The 22,384-nt window shown below is 47.1% G+C and carries 16 protein-coding genes; 3 read left to right on the plus strand and 13 right to left on the minus strand.

Going from position 1 to position 22,384, the window contains the following annotated elements; translation table 11 throughout:
* Positions 1–15 precede the first annotated feature (15 nt).
* Positions 16–213, minus strand: a complete 198-nt coding sequence (locus ACSQ8P_RS33080; protein WP_436239065.1) for a copper ion binding protein — start codon at positions 211–213, stop codon at positions 16–18.
* 283 nt (positions 214–496) lie between these two features.
* On the opposite strand from ACSQ8P_RS33080, the gene ACSQ8P_RS33085 reads away from it, so the two are divergent.
* Positions 497–655, plus strand: coding sequence for a hypothetical protein (locus ACSQ8P_RS33085; RefSeq protein ID WP_436239066.1), 159 nt, complete (start codon positions 497–499; stop codon positions 653–655).
* 81 nt (positions 656–736) lie between these two features.
* Here ACSQ8P_RS33085 and ACSQ8P_RS33090 read toward each other — a convergent pair whose 3' ends face one another.
* The 3 genes from ACSQ8P_RS33090 to ACSQ8P_RS33100 all read right to left on the minus strand — a co-directional run bounded on the left by ACSQ8P_RS33090 (position 737) and on the right by ACSQ8P_RS33100 (position 9,270).
* Positions 737–1,060 (minus strand): metal-sensitive transcriptional regulator, encoded by a 324-nt coding sequence (locus ACSQ8P_RS33090; RefSeq protein ID WP_056618141.1) that lies wholly within the window; start codon positions 1,058–1,060, stop codon positions 737–739.
* Between the two features lie 326 nt (positions 1,061–1,386).
* Complete coding sequence (locus ACSQ8P_RS33095; RefSeq protein ID WP_436239067.1) at positions 1,387–8,745, minus strand: S-layer homology domain-containing protein; 7,359 nt, start codon at positions 8,743–8,745, stop codon at positions 1,387–1,389.
* A gap of 180 nt (positions 8,746–8,925) precedes the next feature.
* Entirely contained in the window at positions 8,926–9,270 is a 345-nt protein-coding gene (locus ACSQ8P_RS33100) for a hypothetical protein (RefSeq protein WP_436239068.1), read from the minus strand.
* Between ACSQ8P_RS33100 and ACSQ8P_RS33105 the strand changes: the two genes are divergently transcribed.
* Together ACSQ8P_RS33105 and ACSQ8P_RS33110 are read left to right on the plus strand one after the other, a co-directional pair.
* Complete coding sequence (locus ACSQ8P_RS33105; RefSeq protein ID WP_436239069.1) at positions 9,263–10,498, plus strand: sensor histidine kinase; 1,236 nt, start codon at positions 9,263–9,265, stop codon at positions 10,496–10,498. The genes ACSQ8P_RS33100 and ACSQ8P_RS33105 overlap by 8 nt on opposite strands.
* A gap of 17 nt (positions 10,499–10,515) precedes the next feature.
* Complete coding sequence (locus ACSQ8P_RS33110) at positions 10,516–11,091, plus strand: response regulator (RefSeq protein WP_436239070.1); 576 nt, start codon at positions 10,516–10,518, stop codon at positions 11,089–11,091.
* Between the two features lie 75 nt (positions 11,092–11,166).
* Here the strand turns inward: ACSQ8P_RS33110 and ACSQ8P_RS33115 are convergent, their stop codons facing one another.
* From ACSQ8P_RS33115 to ACSQ8P_RS33155, 9 genes are all read right to left on the minus strand, one after another.
* Complete coding sequence (locus ACSQ8P_RS33115) at positions 11,167–13,029, minus strand: copper amine oxidase N-terminal domain-containing protein (RefSeq protein WP_436239071.1); 1,863 nt, start codon at positions 13,027–13,029, stop codon at positions 11,167–11,169.
* Positions 13,030–13,152: 123 nt separating this feature from the next.
* Complete coding sequence (locus tag ACSQ8P_RS33120) at positions 13,153–13,905, minus strand: hypothetical protein (protein ID WP_436239072.1); 753 nt, start codon at positions 13,903–13,905, stop codon at positions 13,153–13,155.
* 292 nt (positions 13,906–14,197) lie between these two features.
* On the minus strand, positions 14,198–16,027 hold the full coding sequence (gene glmS, locus ACSQ8P_RS33125; protein ID WP_436239073.1) for a glutamine--fructose-6-phosphate transaminase (isomerizing): 1,830 nt from the start codon (positions 16,025–16,027) through the stop codon (positions 14,198–14,200).
* Between the two features lie 454 nt (positions 16,028–16,481).
* Positions 16,482–17,822 carry a phosphoglucosamine mutase gene (gene glmM / locus ACSQ8P_RS33130; protein ID WP_436239074.1) on the minus strand — a complete coding sequence of 447 codons (1,341 nt, stop codon included), beginning with the start codon at positions 17,820–17,822 and terminating at the stop codon, positions 16,482–16,484.
* 30 nt (positions 17,823–17,852) lie between these two features.
* On the minus strand, positions 17,853–19,097 hold the full coding sequence (locus ACSQ8P_RS33135; protein ID WP_436239075.1) for a CdaR family protein: 1,245 nt from the start codon (positions 19,095–19,097) through the stop codon (positions 17,853–17,855).
* Entirely contained in the window at positions 19,090–19,911 is an 822-nt protein-coding gene (gene cdaA, locus ACSQ8P_RS33140; protein WP_056618181.1) for a diadenylate cyclase CdaA, read from the minus strand. Before cdaA ends, ACSQ8P_RS33135 begins: the two co-directional genes overlap by 8 nt.
* A gap of 169 nt (positions 19,912–20,080) precedes the next feature.
* Positions 20,081–20,686: a zf-HC2 domain-containing protein gene (locus ACSQ8P_RS33145; RefSeq protein WP_436239076.1), complete on the minus strand. Its 606-nt coding sequence runs from the start codon at positions 20,684–20,686 to the stop codon at positions 20,081–20,083.
* A 69-nt stretch (positions 20,687–20,755) separates the two neighbouring features.
* On the minus strand, positions 20,756–21,352 hold the full coding sequence (sigW, locus tag ACSQ8P_RS33150) for an RNA polymerase sigma factor SigW (RefSeq protein ID WP_436239077.1): 597 nt from the start codon (positions 21,350–21,352) through the stop codon (positions 20,756–20,758).
* Between the two features lie 80 nt (positions 21,353–21,432).
* Positions 21,433–22,302, minus strand: coding sequence for a DMT family transporter (locus tag ACSQ8P_RS33155; RefSeq protein ID WP_436239078.1), 870 nt, complete (start codon positions 22,300–22,302; stop codon positions 21,433–21,435).
* Between the last annotated feature and the right edge of the window lie 82 nt (positions 22,303–22,384).

Below are 22,384 nucleotides of genomic sequence, written 5' to 3' on the forward strand. Positions count from 1 at the left end.
TCTACACCTCATTTGTTAGACGTCGTACCCTTGCTCTTCAATAGCATCTTTAATAGCTTCTATCGTTAACTTACTTTCGTCGAACTCCACAATCACCGTTCCGTTTGCTAGGTCGACTTTCCCAGTTGCTCCTATCGTTTTCAAAGCCCCTTCGACGGAATTCACACAGTGATTACAGGACATACCTGCTACTTTTAACGTTACATTTTTCATGGTTCATTCTCCTTTATCGTGTTTGATATCCAATGAGTTTAGTATACCCCCCTACCCTATATTTGTCAAGTCAGAGACTTATCTTGTCTTTGGGTTCCCCATAGGCATCCACATACGTTCCCACAGCGTTGCAGTCGTATATGAATCTCGATTATATCTGACTTTAAAAGGATGAATTCGTACCCTTGAGCATATCCTATCCATAAAGCACCTTCGGAACATCCTGCCTAATTCGTTTAAAAAGCAATAGATCCGTGTAATTAAACACAGGAGGTGTTTTATTATGAAGATCATGATCACAGCTGCAGAGGCTATAGAAAAAGGGGTGTGGCTAGAGCTCCTTCGTCTCTTCGGCAGAGATGCAGATGAGGATATTTGGCCTCAACAGGAGTTTATTTTAACGGAACAGCAGGCGCTTAATTTGAACCTTATTAAGAAATAAACACATGGCGATTAACTCACATTGGGACCTCATCTATATGGTGAAGTCCTTTTACGTACGTTTGTGGGATATCTCGGGCCCTTATTTCATCAGTTTATTAATCGTTGTTAATAATTCGGTTATCACTTCTTCATCGCCTTCTTGAATGCGATCAATGACACAACTTTTCATATGATGCTCAAGTAATTGCTTGCTTACCCCATTTAACGCGGATTGGATAGATGAAATCTGATTCAGCACATCATCACAGTACGTATCCTTTTCAATAAGCCCCTTAACTCCACGAATTTGCCCCTCGATACGGTTCAATCGGGTGATCAGATTACTCTTGGCTTTGTCGGAATGGTGACTCTTTCGTTCGCTTGAAGTTGCACACATGTCGTGTGAGTGGCTCTCTTCCGTCATCATAATCACTCCCTATTGAATGCATTTTATCATAGCCCCCCACCCTATGCAAACGGGATAAGACACAACCCACATTAACATCTTCGTTTATCCAACTGACTTTGGCGCAACAGCTGCTGACACCATTGCCAGGTGATTTTTCATTGAACATGCTAAACGTCAGGATATTTTATTGATTTTTGCTCATTTGTAAATCCCAAGATGTAATTTACATTATCAAGACTTTTTTCTAATCAGAACAAGGGCGAAGCCTAAGCCTTGTACAAAAGTCAATGATCCTATGCTAATAAGCAAAGAACCCTCCTAAGAGGGCTCTTTGTGATTTTCTATTCCTGTTTGATCAGGAATCTTTTCAGTACGACCGCGGCTTGCGCGCGGGTTGTGATGCCATCCGGCACGAAAGTTTCATCCGTCATACCCTGCATGATGCCATCCTTCAGAACCAGAGCTACCGCTTGTTTTGCCCAGCTCTGTATCTGGTCGCTATCCTTAAATTTCTCGCCCGAGTTTACAGCGGAAGAGGCGTTACCAGCTGAATTGGCAAGCTTGTATGCCCGGCTGATCATAACCGCCATTTGTTCACGGGTGATCTTCTCATCTGGCCCGAATTGCCCAGATTCGAATCCGTCTACAAGACCATGGGTTACGGCTGCTAGAACCTCATTGTAATACCAAGCGTTCTGGTTTACGTCTGAGAAAGACGTACTCGCCTGCGATCCGTTTGATTGGATTCCCAATGCCCGAACGAGCATAGCGGCGAACTCCGCTCGGGTAACGGATCCTTCTGGACGGAACTCTGCCTGGGAAACGCCATTGATCAAGAGACGTCGAGCCATCCAATCGATATCTTGCATTGCCCAGTGGTTAACTGTATCTCTGAAACGGTTTGTGTAGCTCATCACTGCAAAGATGTTCGTGCTGCTCATATCAAACTGCAGCCCTTGGCCATTCCCGTTCGGTACGCTGCGTACATAGCTCCAAATTCGGGTTATCGGATCGTACCGATAAATCTCCAGCGTTGTGCCTTGGAGTCCCGAGTAATTTCCCACAATTGCATTCTTCTTGGCCAAAGACACAGGTTGGATTTGAGTTCCGTTGACCATGTCAACCCTCACACTTGCCATTGCCGTCAGCAGCTGCCAATTCATATTTAGTTTGCTCGCTGCTTCCTCCGCGTCCTTGCCCATTTGTCCTTTCGCTAAGTTAATAGTTACTCGAACTTTCGCTCCAACCTCCGTTTTGCCGATTGTGAAGACTGCGGGGTCCAACTTGAAGCTCATTCCATCGGAGATCAAGCGTATGGTAGCTTTGGCATCTGCTATCTGACCAACCGACTCCGCAGGGAACTGCAGAATGATTTCGTCTGCAGGCTCTTTCACCTTGATATACAGCTCTTGAGACGGTTTGATTTCCTTAAGGGCTCCAGCTATCGCTTCCTTCTCGATAGTCAGATAGAAAGCATTTCCGCCGGAGGAAGTTGATTTCTTCTCGATAACTGCCTTCTCCCCTAGATCTAGCGGGTCTTTAGGGGGAGGAGCCGACGCCCCACCACCACCTTCGGATGTAGGGGGTGGTGGAGCTGATCCCATGGAAGCGACCTTAAACGCAGAGGCATTTCCTTGAAGATCCTTTACAGCCCCTTCCATGAGCGTAAGTACCGATGCTGCCGTTACGGCCCCGTCCACGGTTAACAGCAGGTCCCTGGTTTCCGTTTGACCCCGCTTCAAATCTGCGACAGCAGAAGTTATTAGTCCCGTAACCCCGTTCAACTGGATCTTATTCACATCTGCCGTTGTTGAAATCGGTTCATTATAGATGATTCGGACGATTCGTCCTCCACTTTCCACCGCAACATCGCTCACCGTAGGTCCAGTCGTATCAAGGACTTTTGCGGTAAATCCAGCATCTCCATGCTCGATTTTCCTGCCAGCATAACTCGTTATATATGCAGGGTTCAGCTTCAGCTTATATCCGATGCCTGCCTTCAATACCTTTGGAGTAAACCGGATCGTCTTGGAAAGCATAACATTTTTGTCCGAAGCACTTTCTTCTTTTTGTATAAATGCTGCCGTGCCCTCCACACCAACACCTTGCTCCGTTTGAATGACGACGGCTTCTTCCTTCAAGTCCACAACCTTCAGATATTTAGAGAATGTGATATCCACATAACTACCACCACTATAGGTAACGCCTGTTACTGTGGAAATTTGTGGTGCGTCCCATGAAATCATCCCTGCGTTGACCTCAGTTTGTGGAGGCGGCACATCCAGTTCCTCACTGGAGACAGGCTGGTAACCTGCCTTTCTCCACTCGACCTTCCACTTGCCAGGAGGAACATCCCAGCCATATTTCCCGGCCCCATCGGTCAGCTGCGGATTGATTTGGTCATATTCCTTCGCATTCCAAACCTTCCAAACACCCGAGTTCTTATCTTGATACATGACAGTTGCCGTAACGTCCGAAAGCGGATTGCTCTTTACCGCTTCATACACATAACCGCTAGGATCATAGATCCATTTTGGCCGTGCGACGTTATATCCCTTATTCTTTTTCCTGTCAGGATTGTCGCTGCACCTGTTGTACCCTGACCCGATGGCATCAATCTGCTCGTCAACATAATTGTCGATCTTATCTTCCAGCACGCCAGAGGCAAAACCTGCCACAACAGCACCGCCTCCAGTCAGCGCCATTGCCCCCGTCCAGGCACCCAGAGCGGTTTTGGCCACCTCACCGACAACCAATGAGGCCAATGCCTTACCGCCTTGTTTCACAGTAGCCGGCAGCTCTTCAAGACAATCAAGACCGCTGGTCTCCACGTTGTACATGATCTTATTCACTTTGCCAGCAAAGCCCATATAGTCCTCGTACTGGCCCTTGAATTCATCGATGGGTCCCTTCACTTCATCCACGTCGGATTTAATTTCCATGAAATATTCTGCCGTATGACCCCAATCCCCCGCCTTGGCCGGACGGCCAAGAGCACGCAAGCCTGTGAGGCCCGTGAACTCCTCGGACAAAAGATTACTCGGCATATAGCCGTGCGTCTTAATGCTGAGGAAGGTGTCCGTCTCGTTTACCTCAAAGCTCGACTGGATGGCTGGAACGCCCGAACGCGCAGCTAATACCTTTTCCTCTTCCGTAGGCTCATAATTAGAATCCGGATCGATCGTAAGGGTAATCGACATTTGTTTGTTACTTAGCTGCGGGAACTTTATGACGACTGTGCCTGTGTAAACTCCGCTTACCAGCTCGAACGGTGTCTTCGAAACAACCTCGAAATCCTTCATTCCAGGGGGTAGCGAAGCACGAACCTGATCTAAATCAGGCATCGTTCCGTCATAGGTGCGCTCCGGTTTTTTCACATCGTAATCGATGTAAATTCCCCCCAGCGCATCATGCTTTGTCGGTACTGTCGCCCGATATAAAATACCATCTCTTATGGCCGCAATCGGTTCACCCTCCTGACCGTCCATATAGACACGGACATTTTCGACCTGATCTGGATTCGAAAATTCAAAGTCCAATAAGAAAGGATTTCCAGGCACAACCGTATAAGCGAAGTCTGGTGCCCCGGTTTCCATCGTCACCCAACGTCCTGCTGGCGCTTGGGCCATAGCCATTCGCAACAGCTGAGGTCCATGCGTGTCATACATCACGAATGTCTTTTCGGATTTGAGATTTACGGCGTTTACCGTCGTCTCCGCCCACAAGGCATGGAAGCCGGGATCTCCTAAATCCACAAGCGTAACCGATGTTTTCCATACACCGGATGCGTTGGCAACGACGCCACCTATCCGAACATTCGAGTCATATAGCACCAATGTACTGCCTGCCGGAGCAAAACCGCTTAATACGGTACCACGGTCGGCATCGGTTATCCGCTCCGGCGCATCCAGCGTCACCTTCGGCATATCCAGATAAACTTTCCCCAGTGTTTCCACAACATGTACAGAACCCAGAGTAGCATCGATGCGCGCCACTGAAACCATGGTATCTTTATTAAAGCTAGGAGAAACCGCAAGTTTATAAACGACTGTGCCTTCATCATTTTTGGCTAAAGTGCCTACAGGCACGCGAAGTGTATTGCCCTCTACCGTAACTGGACCTTTGGCTCCGGTTACCGCCTTGTTTCCTAACTCGTCGGAAACGAGCGTCGTCCCATCTGGAATGTCCAGGAGCAGATCAGCATTTGTTGCAGGGTTATCGTTATTGTTCCGGTAAGAAGCTCGGAGTGACACCGTGCTTCCAGGTGTGGCCCGGACCGTTTGCGCCATGAAATAGTTACCTGTTTTGTTGGTGAAATATTGGGATGGGCTAAAGGTGATCTCGCCCAAATTCTTAATTTGATTCTCGGCGACGGAGAAATCGACCGACGCATAGTCATAACGGTAACGGGAATTCGCGTCTTTCACACTCCGGTTGATTTCCATCCGGTAGTTACCCGCGCGAGGAACGTTGATGTTGAAAGGCTCCGTCTGGAAGTTATTATCCCAAGCATTGGCCACCCATACCTTGCTGCCGTTTGGTTTAATTTCATAGACTGAAGCACCATAGTAAATATTACTTCGGAGCTCCACCTTCCCTTGAACACGGGCACCCGTTTCCTCCAACCTCATCTCGGCTGTGGCATTGGAGTTTTCGTCCAATATAAAATCCTTACATTGACTCACATAGGCGTAAATCGCCCCGGATACGCAGACATTTACAGGTGTCCCCCGACTTCCGCCTATCGAAACCGCATTGGAAAAATAAGTGCTTATCCAGCCGAATTTCGACTCCACATGGGACAGGAACATTTCATTCTCCATGTTAAGCGGTCCCTGCCACTCCGTATCCAGCGCTTTCTTAAACACCTTGAGATTCACAATCCCCTGTCCCGGTTGTCTAACCGGAATGTCTTTGACGGTGGTTGAATTGGCCGTTACCTGTGCCGGGACCTGACCGGAACTATAGAGATAGGAGGACTCTGAAGCTTCCAATACCACATCCCCTACAAAAAGTCCTTCCATCCTTACCTTTCCGTCCAAGCTGGTGCGGGCCTTCATAACGATCGGTTTGCCTCTATACATCTGAGTGGCGGTCACATAAGCATTAAAGACAGGCTTGTTGGCTGGATCCTTCACCGTTAACTCTAACATCCCCCGATCGGGAGAAATCAGGTTGACGGTCAGAACATTATCCCCGCTAACCAGCTTCATGCTCAAATTGGTACCCGGCGCATATTCGTAGAAGAGATCACTAAGATCAAGCTCTGCCGTCACGATTTGGTCCCGCAGCAGGTCATCGTAAGAATAAGACATTCCATCCACGGCTGTCGTGGTGGACATAAGAAGCTCGTGGTCCGCATCCCAAAGTGTAACTGGGACGTTTGCCACCGGTTTGCCTTGGTTATTCACCACTTTGACCCGGGCTTGAGCGGGAAGAGTGACAGGCAAGATAACCGTGTTGGTTTGGCCCGCTCGAACGGTGATACTGTCCAGCCTGCCCATCTCGTACCTGTGATCTGGCGTATGCAAGTAGACTACATACTCAGTTCCCGGCATCAGTCCGGTGAGGACCTTCACGCCGTTTTCCTCCACTTTTAAGGTGTGCTCTCCCGATTCTCCCCATACGGTCAGGATCGCACCGCGAAGCTCTTGCAGAGTGGCATTCGAGAACTGGACTTGGAGCCCTCCTCCGACAGCAATAGGCAGATTCTCCGCATGTTCTGATACTTCCGTGCCATCAGCCTTTTTCTGCATAAGCACAATGGAACTCAGTTCCGTGGCGTTCGGGGACATTTTGAAGGTACCCGTGTAAAAACCAGAGCCAGTCTGACTTTCCGTCAATAACATTGAATTAGATTTGGACGTTACTACCCCACTTGTTTCTTCTTTATATGTCCATTGAAGCTTCGTTGCAAGACCTGATGCCCCTCTGGCCGTAATCTTAATCGTACTCTCTTGCTTCAGAGGACCGTTCGCGTCGCTGCGTTCCCCGTTCCAGAAAAGGAACAGATCTTGGGGGGGAGGATTTCCATCCCCATCGGATTCCCAATTATAGGTTGGACCGTTCAAGCTCCAATGGTACTTACTGTCAATGGCTTCTACTTGGAAAAGGTAGTCCATCCCCTCATCCCGAACCTGATTAGTCAAAGCTACCGAATAGCTTGCTTGCCCGGTTGCCGCAATATACGTAATGGGATTACCGTTCTTATAAATAGCGTAACCTGTAACTCCGTTCGGATCGGAGACTCCGGGCCAGCTTAACGTGATGTGGTCCGCTCCCAGATTAGACGCCTGCAAGGTGCTGCCTGACGGCCAGACCGGCGCTGATCCATTCGCAGCGATAAAGTAATCGGGGAATGGGAATTCCGTTCCTCCGAAATTTTCTACGTAAAAGGAATAGAAATTAACAGTCCCTGTATCGGAAACGACAGGTCGTTTAGCCGAAGGAATCAAGGAAAGGGGGGCTCCAGGAACAGCGACCTTCGCAGAGGTCAAGCCATGGCTGTCTGCCACGTAAGCTTCCGTTTCCACATCCTCATCACCGTCGTGTATGACCAATACTTCTGTCTCGAAAGCAACATAAGTACCGTTTCGGCTAATCGAAGGATTTATACTGTCAAGGTCAAATTCCGTACCATCCGGCTTCAAAGACACGCGTTGAAAGTTTCCATTGGTAGCATCATATACATAAATATCTTGGGTGCCATTGGTATCAACAGAACCTAGGTCATCTCGGTATGTCGTAAAAGTCATCCATCGGCCGTCGCCGCTGATCGAAGGCGTGTATCCTTGTGTCACACGCTTCAATGCCTGCCCGCCAGTTGCTGCGCTGTCATACAGGTAGAGGCTTTCCGTCCCAATATAATCATCCAAAGCCGTCAACTTCGATTTGGAGACGAAAGCGATTTTGCTGCCGTCCGCACTGATGGAAGGATCACGGCTTTCATCGTTAAAGTTCGCTTCAAGCGGAACACTGAGCCGTTGCAGCTTAATGCCGGAGCCTTGCCGGTCATAGCGGTACACGTCCCGCTTCCCGTCTTCATCCCCGAGATCCACGATGTTCGCTTCCGTATCGAACGCCACAAAGCGGCCATCATCACTAATCGATACCTTGTTGCTATCGAAGTCCGGAAACCCTGCGGTTGAACCGACTCCGTTCACTGTTTCTAATATATCCGTGCTTCTGTCATACAAATACACTTTCACATTAGGACTGATAAGTTCCTCGCTGTAGCTAAAGGCGACATAGCGGGCATCCGACGACATATCGAAATGATGCACCCACCCGGTCGCAGAAGGTGTCTTGACTTGGTGCAATTCCCCCGTAGCGCGGTCCTGAATTTGCACAACCTTCCTCCCTATTCCGACCTCATCAGACATATCGTACGTCAGAAATGCCAAATACTTTTCGTCCGAGCTGAGCTCTGAGATCGGGCGGTCTGATGCCGCGTACATCAAACTCGTAAAGCCATGGTTCAGCTTGGAAAGTACATTCCACGAAAGCGGTGGTCCCGGTATGGCCGTTGCTGCCGTTCTACCAACCTTGCCGTATACAGTCTCTGTTACGGAGGAGGTTGGACTGGATGCGCTTATCTCCGATACGTTGGCCGCTGCCGGCAGCGCCGACGTGATCATAAGGATAAGGGCCAGCAAAGGAGCCAGCATGTTGCGAATGGTTTTCAAAAGTCCGAATTTCATTTGTCTTATACCCTCCATAATTCTGATACAATATGTATCAATTTTAACGAATTTTGAATCAAACTTCCAGTACTATGAAACAAACATTTGAAAGATTAGTCTATTTTTCGCACTTTTATCACAGTCTCGTTAACTTCCACAGGTACTGTTGTTACTGCTATAATGAATATATTGTGACGTTCACACAATCCTGCCCTGAAGGCTTGCCGATCCCGCTATATCTTCAGTATAAGGGGAGTTGGAGTCTTTGTAGAAGGTTGAACTTTTATCACCCCATCTGGTTTGGAGGCTTAAGATGGTCATTTTATATTGCTCCATATTCATTTCATTGTGGACGTTAGGCACACTCATGCTGGTAAACAACCCGAAGCAAGGGCATGTCCGCTGGTTCAGCGCATTGTTGTATGTAACGGGTTTTGCCAGTTTTTCTGTGGTATTGAACATTTCGCTTTTACCTTGGATGCGCACTTCTTCTTCATTTGCGCCAGAAACAGCTGAAACTGTCAGACTGTTTTCAATGCTCATTTGGGGTCTGGAATATCATTTTTTACCTTATCTATTGCTGATGTGCTCGCTCGTGTTCACCAGAATTTTTCGCAGCAAGAGCATCCTGTTATTCAGCCTGCTCTTGCCGCTGCCGATTCTCATCTACCTTGCTACCTTACCACCCTTATATCCGGTATTACAGCTGGGACATCCGTCCTTTAGGATCATGTCCGGGATCTATTTTGCGGCGGGATTGTCTGTTTATTGGCTGCGGTATGCAGCCGAGAGGAACCCTCATCACAAGAAGAATAGCTTCCGCACTGCGGCTGCTCTTATGGTATGCATCAGCTTTTTGTATGCGACGGATTACTACGGATTGGACCATTTTCTGATCGGTCGGGATGGTTTGAAGATTGTGAGCAATAATATGTGGCAGTTTAACTTCCTGATCGCACTGGTATTTGTATCCATGTTTGTGTTTTACTCCATGAAATACGGCTTTATGGGGATCAAGATGCGGATTGAGAAGCAGAAAATCGATTACTCCATGAGAAATCTGACCAAAGGCGCCCTCATTCTGAACCATACAATCAAGAACGAAGTGCAGAAGATCAACTATTTAAGCAGCCGGATGCGCGGAGCGGTGGTCAATGACGACAAGGAAGAGACCTTGCGCAATCTCGAAAATCTGGATCATGTAGCCGAGCATATACTCAAAATGGTCAACCAGTTCAAAGAAAGGACCGATGGGATTGTCCTTCATGAGCAGGAGCATCGGCTAGCAGATCTGCTGGAGATCAGTGTTCAGACATTGGAGCCAGTGCTTCAGGAGAAACGGGTCCAAATCGTCAGGGACATCCAAATCGATCCGATCCTCATCTGTGATGGCACCCATATCCGAGAAGTAATCGGCAACTTGCTCGCCAACGCGGTCGATGCTCTTGAACAGGACAATGGCCAAATCTCGATAACCGTGCAGAAGATCAAGAAAAATATTCTCGTCTGGGTGAAAGACAACGGGACGGGTATTCCGAAAGAAAGCGCTGCGAAGATGTTCGATCCTTTTTTTACGACAAAAAAAGGAACCTCGAATTACGGTCTCGGGCTCAACTATTGTTACGCAGTGATGCAGAAGCATGGCGGAGGCATTCGCCTCGTAGATTCGAATCCGGGACTGGGGACTTGGATGGAGCTTCGTTTTCCGTCCAGGAGGATGCGTCAAATAACTGCAGTTAAGTCCTCTTCCCCATTGCAAGCCGGTGTTTAATGAGAGGAAGGGAACGAATGGTTCAACTTATACGCGTCATGTTGGTGGAGGACGATCCGTTCTGGAGAGAACGGCTAACGGAAGATTTGGGCATGGAAGCGGACATCGAGATTGTCAAAGCGGCGGCAACGAGGCAGGAGGCTCTGGAAGCAGCGGCTTCCGTTGAAATGGATGTCGTGTTGATGGACATTAACCTGACCCACAATCAATTGGACGGTTTGGATACGACCAGAGAACTGATGCTGGCGAAACAATTCGATGTTAAAATTATTATGTTAACTTCATTGACGGAAAAAGAGATTATCGTGAAGGCATTCCAGAACGGGGCTGTCAATTACATCAGCAAATCAAACTTCCATGATATCGTGAAAGCGATCCGGGAGGCCTACAAGGGCGAATCCTCCATCCATCCGGATGCCGCTGGCACGATGCGGGAGGAAATCCGGTTAATGCAGCTCACTTCCTCAGAGCGGGAAATTCATGAGCTCAAACAACGAGGCTACAACCGGACCGAAATTTCTAATATGTTGAACAAGTCTGTGAACACGATCAAAACGCAAATTCGGAGCATACGAAACAAGCTGCTGAAATGATAGGCGAATTTTAAAGAAGAAAACCGGAGCCCGCAAACCTGCGTGGCTCCTTTTCTGTTGTTGCGGATAACCGTATCATTCATTTTTATTCGTTATGTGTATTCTACCTTCGTCGAATTGAACGTCCTTGTTCAAGCTCTCGCCGACAAATCGCAGCGGCACCATGGTTACGCCATCTTTAATATGAGGCCATGTATCCAACCATGTTGGCACGCCGTTCACATAGGCCATATAATTGTGTATCTGCAGCTTTATTTTAGTATCCCCCCTGGTCAGGGTGACGGTTTGATCTTCATCGTTCCAGCCTACCTCCACACCCATAACTTCACTGATGAACCGGATCGGCACCATCGTTCGTCCATTCAAATAATACGGCGCAACCTCCAGCTGTTGATCTTTGCCGTTCACTATGGCCGAAGTGGATCCGATTTGCATGTAAATGTTCTCCATCGGACGCAGCGTTCCTAAACCTTCCATAGGTATAACGTACTCGTATTGGCCTTGGCTGTTCTTTACATAGAAGCCTAGTTCAATCCTGTCTTTTTGGGTCGTTATTTTATATTCAAAATCATCCATAGACTGTTTAAGAGCAACCTCCTCTATGGACAGCGGCGCCACTTTGCCGATTAGCCGCTCATCCTGCAAGTAAGTCACTTGCCCTCCATCATTTTTCCAGTAAACCTCCAAGCCTTCCTTGCTTTTTCCCGGTGCATATTTCCCTCTAATCAGCCATGTTCCGTTCTGATCCAGCTTAGTAGCCTCAACCGTTAAATTATCAACGAGATCGCGCTGCGTATCCATATAGATAATGGATTTCGTTCCATCCGCTGTTGCCGCCGATATCACTACTCTTGTTGAATACCTGTACGGATCGGCACTGTAGGTTACGTTGAACTTGTTGTCTACGATTGGAATGGTTTCGTTGTATCCCGATACCGATACCTTCACTACGGAATTTAGAACTTCGCCGCTGACTTTAACATCGTACATACCTGATGCCGGATTGAAAGTCGCGGTAGCCGTCGTGTTCGACAGGTTAAACAATTTGCTGTTTTCTCCTGCCGTTACCGCAACCGGACCGAACCGCTTCCCTGCCGCATTGAAAACATAGTAATCCGTTCCGGGCGGGGCATAGAAGTCTGTTCTTCCATTAGACCTGATGACAGAAAATCCTATCGTTATGGTCTGATCTGCCTGTATGCGCATAAGATTCACCGTCGATTCAGGAGTACCGCTCTCTACGGTAACGGAATTGACGCCTCCTGTAACCTTAAGCGGATTAATCGGAACAGGAGCGGCTGTCGGTGTCGGTGTTGATGCCGGTGTTGGTGTTGGTGCCGTCGATGGTGTTGGTGTTGGCGCCGTCGATGGTGTTGGTGTTGGTGCAGGAGTCGAAGTCGATTCCCTCTGCGGCTTCTTGTACTTGATAGGCTTGGAAACTACCGTTCCTTCCGGCGTCTCGATCTCCAAAACATAGTACTGCGTTTCCTTGATCGTGCCATTATTACTGGCATACAAGTCCCAGTTCATCGTACCTTCAAAGGTACCGACAGGCTCCTTTACATCTTTACGAAAACCGGGGTTGATGATATCGCTGCCATGCATAATGCCAAGCAGCCATCCAGTTGTGGCACGATTGGTCCGCCATACGCCCTGGTAATTATCCTTGCCGTAAGCATCGGTCGAACGAAGCACGACCGCGTTAATCGTTGTTTTCTCTTCTAACACCAGTGAAAGCTTGAAGTGGCCGTCTTTGTTGCCCTCCGGCGTAAAATCCGCCGCACCGACAATGTCTGAAGCCGTATCTTCAAGACTGAATCCTTTAATCTCCATCCCCTCCGGCACTGTCTCACCGAAAGCGGACGCAAAGTTGGAGGCAGTCAAGCAGGCAGCCACCACACATCCCAGCATTGTTACTAACATCTTCTTGTTCATCATAAATCTATATCCTCCTCAACAAACCTCTCATGGCATTTATTATGATTGATAAATCGGGTGTTGAGGAGGATGAACTTTTATCACCCGCTGAGTGACCCATGAAATCAGGGAGGATACAAACTCTTACAGAACGGTACAGCTTAGAAATTGGTGTATATTCCCGACGAGATCCAATCCAGGATACGTCCAATTGTTATACGTAGATTTCGTAAATACCACTTCGGTCTGCCTGCCATTGAGTTCAGTAGTAAAATACCCATTACTTTCATCCGTTTCTTGTAACTTGCCTGCAATTATATGCGAGAATTCGTTGTCTCTCCAAACTTCATCCAATTGGCTGAATACAGTCTGGTTGGAATTATCCAGAATGACAAGTGAACCCAATTGATGACTTTCCCCCACAATTCTGCTGAGGTCACTTAGTGAAATGGCCATGATAAATACAGCTTCAGGATCACTAGAATAGAACGGTATTCGCCGGGCGTAATAAAAACTAGACGCATCTCCTGTCCAAATGGTGTTCAGATTTGAGTTAACCATTTTGCCCAGCATAAGTTTCTTCAAGCCCTCATCTTGTGCTGTAGGCTCAAAGAACCCGGCACTGTCCATCGCCCACCCCGAAACCAGGCTATATAGTTTCATCTGACTTCGTATATCCGCAGATTTAATCCGGGTCAATGTCAACTGCAAATCGTGAAAATCAACATAATTCTCGTAACGACTCGTCCATTTCCTCTGCAGAATAGGTTGTAGCTTGGCAGGTACAAGGGAGTCTGTTGCAGAACTATCCGTCAATTGCATAATACCTTCAATCCGAGACTCGGTTTGATTTATGATCAGTTGATTTGTTTCATTAACCTTTTTACAGCATTCCATGAGTTTCAGCTATATTCATTAGACTAGAAGTGTAGCGACATCGCTTTATACGGCTGCCCTGGCAAGTTTAATCCATGAAAAAGAAAAGCCAAACAAATGTCAGGGAATGATCCTGACTCTGCTCAGCTCTTATCTAAACTCTAAAAAGTCATTGAGTGCTGCTTCTCTCTCCATCTGATAGGATAAATTAAACTATTAATCTTCTACTTCCAATTCCATTCATCCAATTTCGCCTCTTCTAAAAAAAAACGATCCTGAGAAATAATATCTCAGGATCGTTTTTTTTATTCTCCTACTCCACTGTTACACTCTTCGCCAAATTCCTAGGCTTATCAACGTCATTCCCACGCGCCAACGACGCGTAGTAAGACAACAACTGCAAAGGAATTACGGACAACGCAGGTGTCAACACATCCAACGTTTTTGGAATAATGAACGTGCTGTCGACCGACTTCTGCAGCTCCGTTTCACCTTCCACGGCAATACCCAGCACATTCGCGCCGCGCGCCTTCACTTCTTTAATGTTGCTCACGGTTTTCTCGAGCAATTCGTGCTGTGTCGCTAACGCGATCACCGGAATATCATCCTCGATTAGCGCAAGCGTACCGTGCTTCAACTCACCCGCTGCATACGCTTCGGAGTGAATGTAAGAAATCTCTTTCAGCTTCAAGGAGCCTTCAAGTGCTACTGCATAATCCAAACCTCTACCGATAAAGAACAGATTATCATGCTTCGCCATCTCTTCAGCAACAACTTTCAATGCTTCTGCTTGCTCTAAAATCTCGCTAACCTGAGCAGGCAATTCCTTCATCGCTGTAATGACTTCAGCAATTTCCTCAGGCGTTTGCGTACCCAGTGTTTGCGCTAGGTGCAAGCCCAAGAGGTAGAACGCGATCAATTGCGACGTGTACGCTTTCGTCGAAGCTACCGCAATTTCCGGACCTGCCCATGTTGTAATGATATCGTTCGCCTCACGCGCAACGGAACTGCCTACAACATTCGTAATCGCCAACACATGTGCTCCACAACGTTTAGCTTCACGTAGTGCTGCCAACGTATCCGCCGTTTCACCGGATTGGCTCACAACAATCACGAGCGTATCCTTTGTGATAATCGGGGAACGATAACGATATTCAGACGCTACATCCGTTTCAACCGGAATACGCGCCATTTTCTCAATGACATACTTCCCAACCATACCGGCATGGAACGCTGTTCCACAAGCGACGATATGCACACGGCTGATGTTACGAATTGCCTCCGGCGTAATCGTAAGCTCATTCAACGTCACACTCTTACCGTCAGGGGAAATCCGACTTCCCATCGTATCGCGGTATGCCTTCGGTTGATCATAGATTTCTTTCAACATGAAATGATCAAATCCGGCTTTTTCCGCCGTAACAATGTCCCAATCGACATGGAACATTTCCCTGGAAATAAAATCCCCCTCTAATGTCATTAATTCGACAGCATCCCGCGTTAATAGCGCCATTTCGCCATCATTTAGAATGAACACGTTACGTGTATACTCTAGAATCGCTGGAATATCCGAACCAATGAAGTTCTCACCTTCGCCAATCCCGATAATCAGTGGGCTAGCTTGACGCACAGCAACAAGGCGGTCCGGTTCAAACTCCGTCAAAACACCAAGCGCAAACGCACCTGTCATGTGCTTCACGGCTTTCTGAACAGCTTTGAGGATATCTCCCTCGTACAAACTCGCAATCAAATGCGAAATAACCTCTGTATCCGTCTCCGAAACGAAAACATGGCCTTTCGCGATTAACTCTTCTTTCAGCGTAATATAGTTCTCAATAATGCCGTTATGCACAACGGAGAACTTCAGGGAATTATCTGTATGAGGATGTGAATTCACGTCCGACGGCTTACCATGTGTCGCCCAACGTGTATGCCCGATGCCAACGCTTCCGTTCAATGGTGTTTCACCAAGCTTCGACTCAAGGTTCGCAATACGGCCTTTGGCCTTTTTAATTTGCAACCCATCCGCCGTATACACCGCTACCCCGGCAGAATCATAGCCTCGATACTCTAGCTTTTTAAGGCCATCCAATAAAATCTCCTGAGAATTACGCTTTCCAATATAACCAACAATACCGCACATAGTTACAACCTCCAAATTTTTATAAGCCTCTTCTGCAAGGGCTGTTTGTCAAGGATCTCAAATTCACTATCAACATATCTAAATAAACTATCTATAAGGGCGTTCATTACGTGTACATGTCAAAAAAAGCTAATAGATGTTGGATACTTGTCTGCCCGGTCGCCCGAACGATTTTGCTCTCCAACTTAACGGCACTCCTCATGCCGGAAGGTCCCCGCCGAATGTTTCGAACACCTTCACCTCGTCAACTCACCGCGTAGTAGCAGCCGTTCGGCTACATTTCCGTCCCGCTTGCGAGTTCTGGCGCTATTTGTTACGAATAACCTCTGCCCTGCCTTTCCTTCTTGAGTAACTTCATCATATGCATTTTAACTCTGCAATGCAACTTGTTTTTGGCATGCCTGATCCCCCATATCGCCATTTACCAGCAAAATGAGGGACTAGCAGCCTATAATTATACTAATTGCTCTTGAATAACCTTCGCAATATCGTGAACATATGCTTCTACTTGCTCTTTATCTGGGCCTTCCGCCATAACACGAATCAAGGACTCCGTACCTGAAGGACGAACCAACACGCGGCCGTTATCGCCAAGCTCATCTTCCACCTTACGAATCGCTTCTTCGATTACTGCGTTGTCCTTCAGCTTGCTTTTATCAGCTACACGGATGTTTACTAGCAGCTGCGGGAATTTACGCATAATCCCTTTCAATTCACTCAGCTTACGCCCGGATTCTACTAGGGTATTCACCAATTGTAGCGCAGTTAGAATACCATCACCAGTGGAGATGTAATCCAGGAAAATCACATGACCAGACTGCTCTCCACCTAGGTTGTAGCCGCCTTTACGCATCTCTTCCATCACGTAGCGATCACCTACTGCCGTTTGCAGAGCCTTCAAGCCCGCTTTTTCAATGCCTTTGAAAAAGCCAATGTTCGCCATCACCGTCGTTACAATGGTGCCGTGGTTCAGCTTACCTTGACGATTCAGCGCATCGCCAAGAATGCTCAAGATGAAGTCGCCGTCGACTTCATCGCCTTTCTCATCGATCGCGATCAGACGATCCGCGTCGCCGTCAAAAGCCAGCCCGATGGCTGCGCCATGCTTAACCACCTCGTCGCGTAGCGTCTCTGGGTGGGTGGAGCCGCAATCATCGTTGATGTTGCGCCCATTCGGCTCCGCGCCGATGGTGATCACTTCCGCTCCGAGCTCGCGGAAAATCAAAGGCGCCAGCTCATAGGCCGAGCCATTCGCACAATCAAGAACAACCTTCACGCCGTCGAACGACTTCGACACCGTCTCCTTCAAAAACGCCAGATAAAGGTGCTTCGCATCTGGTTGATCCGAAACCGTACCAATCTCGCCGCCAACCGGGCGAGGCAGCTCATCCACAGCTGCATCCAGCAGCTGTTCAATCTCAAGCTCCGTCTCATCCAATAGCTTGAAGCCGTCGCCTCCAAAGAACTTAATCCCGTTGTCCTCAACCGGATTATGTGAAGCGGAGATCATAACTCCCGCGTCTGCGCCTAGCTTTTTCGTCAAATAAGCAACCGCTGGCGTGCTCACCACACCAATGCGAATCACCTCAACACCAATCGATAACAATCCTGCTACAAGGGATGCCTCAAGCATCGGCCCCGAAATACGTGTATCTCTCCCGATCACGACTTTCGGATGCTTCGCCTGTCTTGTTAATACATACCCGCCGCAGCGTCCTACCTTATAAGCCAATTCTGGTGTGAGTTCGCCATTCGCGACACCGCGCACACCATCTGTTCCAAAATATTTCCCCATTTTTGTATTCTCCTCTTTCTCTATTCCCCATTATGGATTTGCTGCTTTTACATTCTTCTCGCTGATTTCAACAATCGCCTTCACTTCTTGTGGAAGCCCAAGCTTCACGAAGGTAGGCATATTCAAAGTTACTTTCAATTCATGCTTACCAGGCGGCAAATTACTTACATCTAGTATCGCTTGAATATCTTGAACTTTCAATTGATCAATAATGGCAGGAGCACCTTCTACCGTAATATTCAGGGTAGCCGCCGCTGGCTGCGTCACTTTGGTTACGTAATTCTCATTTTGACCAATAATCGTAATCGGTACGTTTTCTACTGCCTTCGTAATTGAAGGAACAACCTCAACATGGACCGTCACTTTCGCAGGATCTAATTGTGTTACTTTATTCCTGAGAGGTATGTCCAGTGCGAAATCTTTCGTTTCCTTCAAATCCTGCAGACTAAGCTGCGGCCCTTGATAGAATTCTAGGCGATCTACGACATCTTGAGCTCCGTATACCGTTACTTTATCAGGAGTTTGCGTGATCATCGCAATAGCAAAGCCTGGTGGCGGTTCACCGCTTACTTTGAGCTGCAACGGGATGGTTTGGAACGGGCTTGTGATTGGCACCTCAACATCTACAACCGAAGGATTAATGTTAAGGGTTACTTCTTTGCCTTCCTTATCAAACGCCTGCAGTCTAACCTGCTTCGTCACCGCTGATTGTGCTTTATCCACAGATACCTCGCCGCGGACATTCTCAATCTGATCAAGTTTACTCGTTTGTGCCGTAATGTACACCTTGCCTGGCTTCACAATAGGTTGTCCCGCTTTGAGGCCTGCTGCAGGCGTTCCTTTGACATTAATGACAACAGGTACTTCTTTCATCTGAAGCTCTTCAATTATGACGTGGACCGTTCTAGGGACGATCTCCACATCAACATCCGACGGTATCCCTACCGCTGAAAGTGTAACCTGATGGTCGCCTTTGCCGACCTGCGTCAAGTCCAGTTGAATTTGATACGCATTGCTAGCCGTCACTTTCTTAACGGACGATTCCTTCCCTTTCAGAATCACCTGCACATTCGCAGGAGACATCGACGAGATGAAGTAATGGGTTTCATCATATTTGGTTGTAATGGAGACGTTATTAATCGTTTCCACTCGCTCACGCAGTGCTGTGTTCCCTGATATATTCGTTTCTTCCATATGGACAACTACCCATAACATAATCCCGATGACAAGAGCAACGATCCGTACCACATTTGTATTACGCAGCCATTTATCCATTCGAACGCCCTCCCCACCATTTCATGAAAGGGTTCTTCTCATTTGTTTTCGCTTTGGGCTTCAACTCTTCAAATAGCTTAGATATCAACGATTCCTCTTTAATATCCCGCACGATGTGTCCATTCATGGTTAGTGAAATTTGACCTGTTTCTTCCGAAACAATTACACACATCGCATCCGAAACTTCACTCATACCGATCGCTGCACGATGCCGAGTCCCCAGTTCCTTCGAAATGAAAGGATTTTCAGACAGAGGCAAATAACAACCCGCGGCCATCAACTGCCCTTGCCGAATAATAACTGCGCCATCATGAAGAGGGGTATTAGGGATGAAAATATTAATTAACAGCTCTCCGCTGATTTTGCTCTCTATCGCAATACCGGATTCGACATAGTCGGTAAGTCCCGTATCTTTCTCAAAAACAATCAAAGCCCCAATCTTCCGTTTGGCCAAATAATTAGCAGCCCGAATCACTTCGCTGATTCTTTTGTTCACATCTTGATCTTCTTCTGAAGAGGATCTACTCCCGAATAGCTTGCCTCGACCTAATTGCTCCAAGGCTCGTCTTAGCTCAGGTTGGAAAATAATAATAACCCCAAGCACCCCGAACGTAAAAGCTTGATTCACCATCCATTGCAGTGTACTTAACTGAAACCAAATACTGATGACCCAGGTAATGACGACCACGAGGATACCTTTCATCAGTTGAATAGCCCTTGTCCCACGCACCACTAGGATCAATTTATAAATCACATAGCTAACGATGAGTATATCGACAATATCCTTAGCCGAGATGCTCGTGAGCAAATCCATTGTATTCTCCCCCAGGCGACTAAACAAAGTTCTCTCTATATAGGAATCATAACATAAAGCTAAGTATACTTCTATTTATCTAGACTCATCGCGCGAGAATTGGTTCATTTTTCCTATGTAAAAAAAGAAGAAAGCCCCCTATAGTCTCAGCTATAAGGGGACATTCCGTTTATGGCGTGATTTTACCTACGAATTCACCTAATTTGTACCAGACCCAGCTCAATGCTTCATCGACTTGTTTGACTTCTCCAGATATGTGCGCCGTTGAGGCTAGGTTGACTGAACCATCAATCACGACGACATTCCCCGTTACATCGCCTTCAACCTTCAGTTCCCCGCGTTTGACCACAAGATCACCATTTACAGTATGCCCTTGCGGCACAATCACTGTATCCCCTTGAATAACGACATCCTGAAGGTTACTTCCCTGCACCATGAGATTCTGATCGTCATCCCACATGGATATGAAGCTTCCGAACATGACCGTACCGAAAACAACAGCAACCGATACAGCAGGGTGTCTGCGAATCCAATCCGTCCAGGTATTCTTCTTTTTCATCGGTGGTAAGCCGCTCATAATCTGTGCAGTTAACGTATCAGGTACTTTGATGGAGGGCAGCATTCTAACCAAAGCGTCCGTTTTCTCTAGCTGTTTGAAAGTGTTATGACACGCCTGACAAGCTATCAAATGTTCTTTCAATTGCAGAGCTTCCGACTTTGGTAAATCACCGTCGAGATATTCATGTATGAGCGGGAGGGCTTCTTTACAATTCACGATACAGCCACCCCTTTCTTAGACTTTTGCATATTGTGATATACCATACGTTTCGATTTCAAATATGTTTCAGATTCGAACAGGATTTGTATTAACAACTTGTTCCTCCTGCTCCAGTCTTTTTCGTAAGTACTCCCGCCCCCTGTGGACACGCGTTTTGATCGTGGTGACGGGCATGTCGAGCACATCGCTAATTTCTTGTAGTGACATATCGTGCAGATACCTAAGAATGACAACCGATTTATATTTCTCTGGCAGCGTCTCAATCGCTCGGTGAATCTGGGCCTGCGTTTCTGATACAAGCAGCTGTTTCTCTGGTGTATCCTCATCGCTAGGAAGCATCGCATAATAATCATTGCCTTCGCCATCTGTCATTTCCGCATCCAGTGAGTACGTCATCTTTCTTCGTCGCAGTTTATCAATACATAAGTTTGTCCCGATTCGAAAAATCCACGTCGAAAACTTCTGATTCTCATCATATCGATGTAAATTCGTGTACACGCGCAAGAACGTTTCCTGCACGGCATCTTCGGCTTCTTGCTTGTTATTCAGCATGCGGTAAGCCAAATGAAAGATCTTGTCTTTATAGAGCTCGACGAGCTCTGCAAAAGCATTGCGATCCCCATTACTGGCCAGCTTAGCCAGTCGTGCTTCAACAAAGTTCAATTGGTTTTCCTCCGGCTTCTCGACAATTCAACACCCATTTATTGAAAATAAAAATCCCTCTACTACTATATACGCAGAAATTACGATTTGTTTTCAGAAATTATAATTCCACCCAGAATCAGGGCCATGCCTCCCCATTGTAACCCGCTAATCGGTTCTCCTAAGAGAAGATAAGCTGCAAGAATAGCTACTGGAAGCTCTACAGATCCAAGCATTGCTGCAAGCGCACTTCCGATCTTGGGAATTCCAATATTAAATGAAACGGTTGGTACAACTTGTCCTAAGAACCCGAGCAGCAATCCCCATAACAACAGCATGCCACCATTTTCATGAACAAAAACCGTCGGTGGATACAGTATAAACATAATCGGCAGCGCCGCCGTCAGCATGATCGCTGAATTCATGAGCGGAGGCAGTGAACTTTCTACCTGTCCCGTAAAAAATAGAAATATACTATACGCTAACGCAGATATAAGTCCATATAGTATACCCAGAATACTGAGCTCTCCCCAGTTGGTATCAAACACATTCACCGCAAGGATCGTCCCTGCCAAAATTAGCGCAATCGCAATCCCTTCCATTCGTTTAGGCAATCTCCGTTTCACGATACAATCCATGGCAATCGTCATCCACGTAAATTGAAAGAGAAGTATTATGCATAAGGAAGCATCTAACTCTTGCAGAGCAATATTATAAACGACCGTCGTTAACGACAGTCCAAAAATCCCAATCAGCCCAAGCTTAATCCAAGGACCCTTAAAGGGATTCACCCACGATTTTTTGTGAAAAAGAATCAATACCCATACGAATAATGTTCCCATCGTCATCTGAGCAGGTGTAATTTGTCCATCTGTGAATCCTTGATCATAGGCCATTTTAATAAATGAAGAAAGCAAGCCGTAGCTTGAAGCCCCAATAAGGACAAGCACTATTGCCAACCATCGCCCCATGCTGCCGCGCACCTCCTGACTTGGGCAATTCCCGTAATTACAGGAAAAGCCGAGCTGCCTGCATTGCTGCAAGCCCCCGACT

Source organism: Paenibacillus sp. LjRoot153 (genome assembly GCF_964253085.1).
GTDB lineage: Bacteria > Bacillota > Bacilli > Paenibacillales > NBRC-103111 > Paenibacillus_E.

What these genes read in the sequence shown, in the direction of transcription:
- ACSQ8P_RS33115 (WP_436239071.1), bottom strand. Translation starts at nt 13,029, where the DNA reads ATGATGAACAAGAAGATGTTAGTAACAATGCTGGGATGTGTGGTGGCT.
- ACSQ8P_RS33095 (WP_436239067.1), bottom strand. Translation starts at nt 8,745, where the DNA reads ATGAAATTCGGACTTTTGAAAACCATTCGCAACATGCTGGCTCCTTTG.
- ACSQ8P_RS33100 (WP_436239068.1), bottom strand. Translation starts at nt 9,270, where the DNA reads ATGAGCATTGAAAACAGTCTGACAGTTTCAGCTGTTTCTGGCGCAAAT.
- ACSQ8P_RS33090 (WP_056618141.1), bottom strand. Translation starts at nt 1,060, where the DNA reads ATGACGGAAGAGAGCCACTCACACGACATGTGTGCAACTTCAAGCGAA.
- ACSQ8P_RS33120 (WP_436239072.1), bottom strand. Translation starts at nt 13,905, where the DNA reads ATGGAATGCTGTAAAAAGGTTAATGAAACAAATCAACTGATCATAAAT.
- ACSQ8P_RS33105 (WP_436239069.1), top strand. Translation starts at nt 9,263, where the DNA reads ATGCTCATTTGGGGTCTGGAATATCATTTTTTACCTTATCTATTGCTG.
- cdaA (WP_056618181.1), bottom strand. Translation starts at nt 19,911, where the DNA reads ATGGATTTGCTCACGAGCATCTCGGCTAAGGATATTGTCGATATACTC.
- ACSQ8P_RS33135 (WP_436239075.1), bottom strand. Translation starts at nt 19,097, where the DNA reads ATGGATAAATGGCTGCGTAATACAAATGTGGTACGGATCGTTGCTCTT.
- ACSQ8P_RS33080 (WP_436239065.1), bottom strand. Translation starts at nt 213, where the DNA reads ATGAAAAATGTAACGTTAAAAGTAGCAGGTATGTCCTGTAATCACTGT.
- glmS (WP_436239073.1), bottom strand. Translation starts at nt 16,027, where the DNA reads ATGTGCGGTATTGTTGGTTATATTGGAAAGCGTAATTCTCAGGAGATT.
- ACSQ8P_RS33110 (WP_436239070.1), top strand. Translation starts at nt 10,516, where the DNA reads ATGGTTCAACTTATACGCGTCATGTTGGTGGAGGACGATCCGTTCTGG.
- ACSQ8P_RS33155 (WP_436239078.1), bottom strand. Translation starts at nt 22,302, where the DNA reads ATGGGGCGATGGTTGGCAATAGTGCTTGTCCTTATTGGGGCTTCAAGC.
- ACSQ8P_RS33085 (WP_436239066.1), top strand. Translation starts at nt 497, where the DNA reads ATGAAGATCATGATCACAGCTGCAGAGGCTATAGAAAAAGGGGTGTGG.
- glmM (WP_436239074.1), bottom strand. Translation starts at nt 17,822, where the DNA reads ATGGGGAAATATTTTGGAACAGATGGTGTGCGCGGTGTCGCGAATGGC.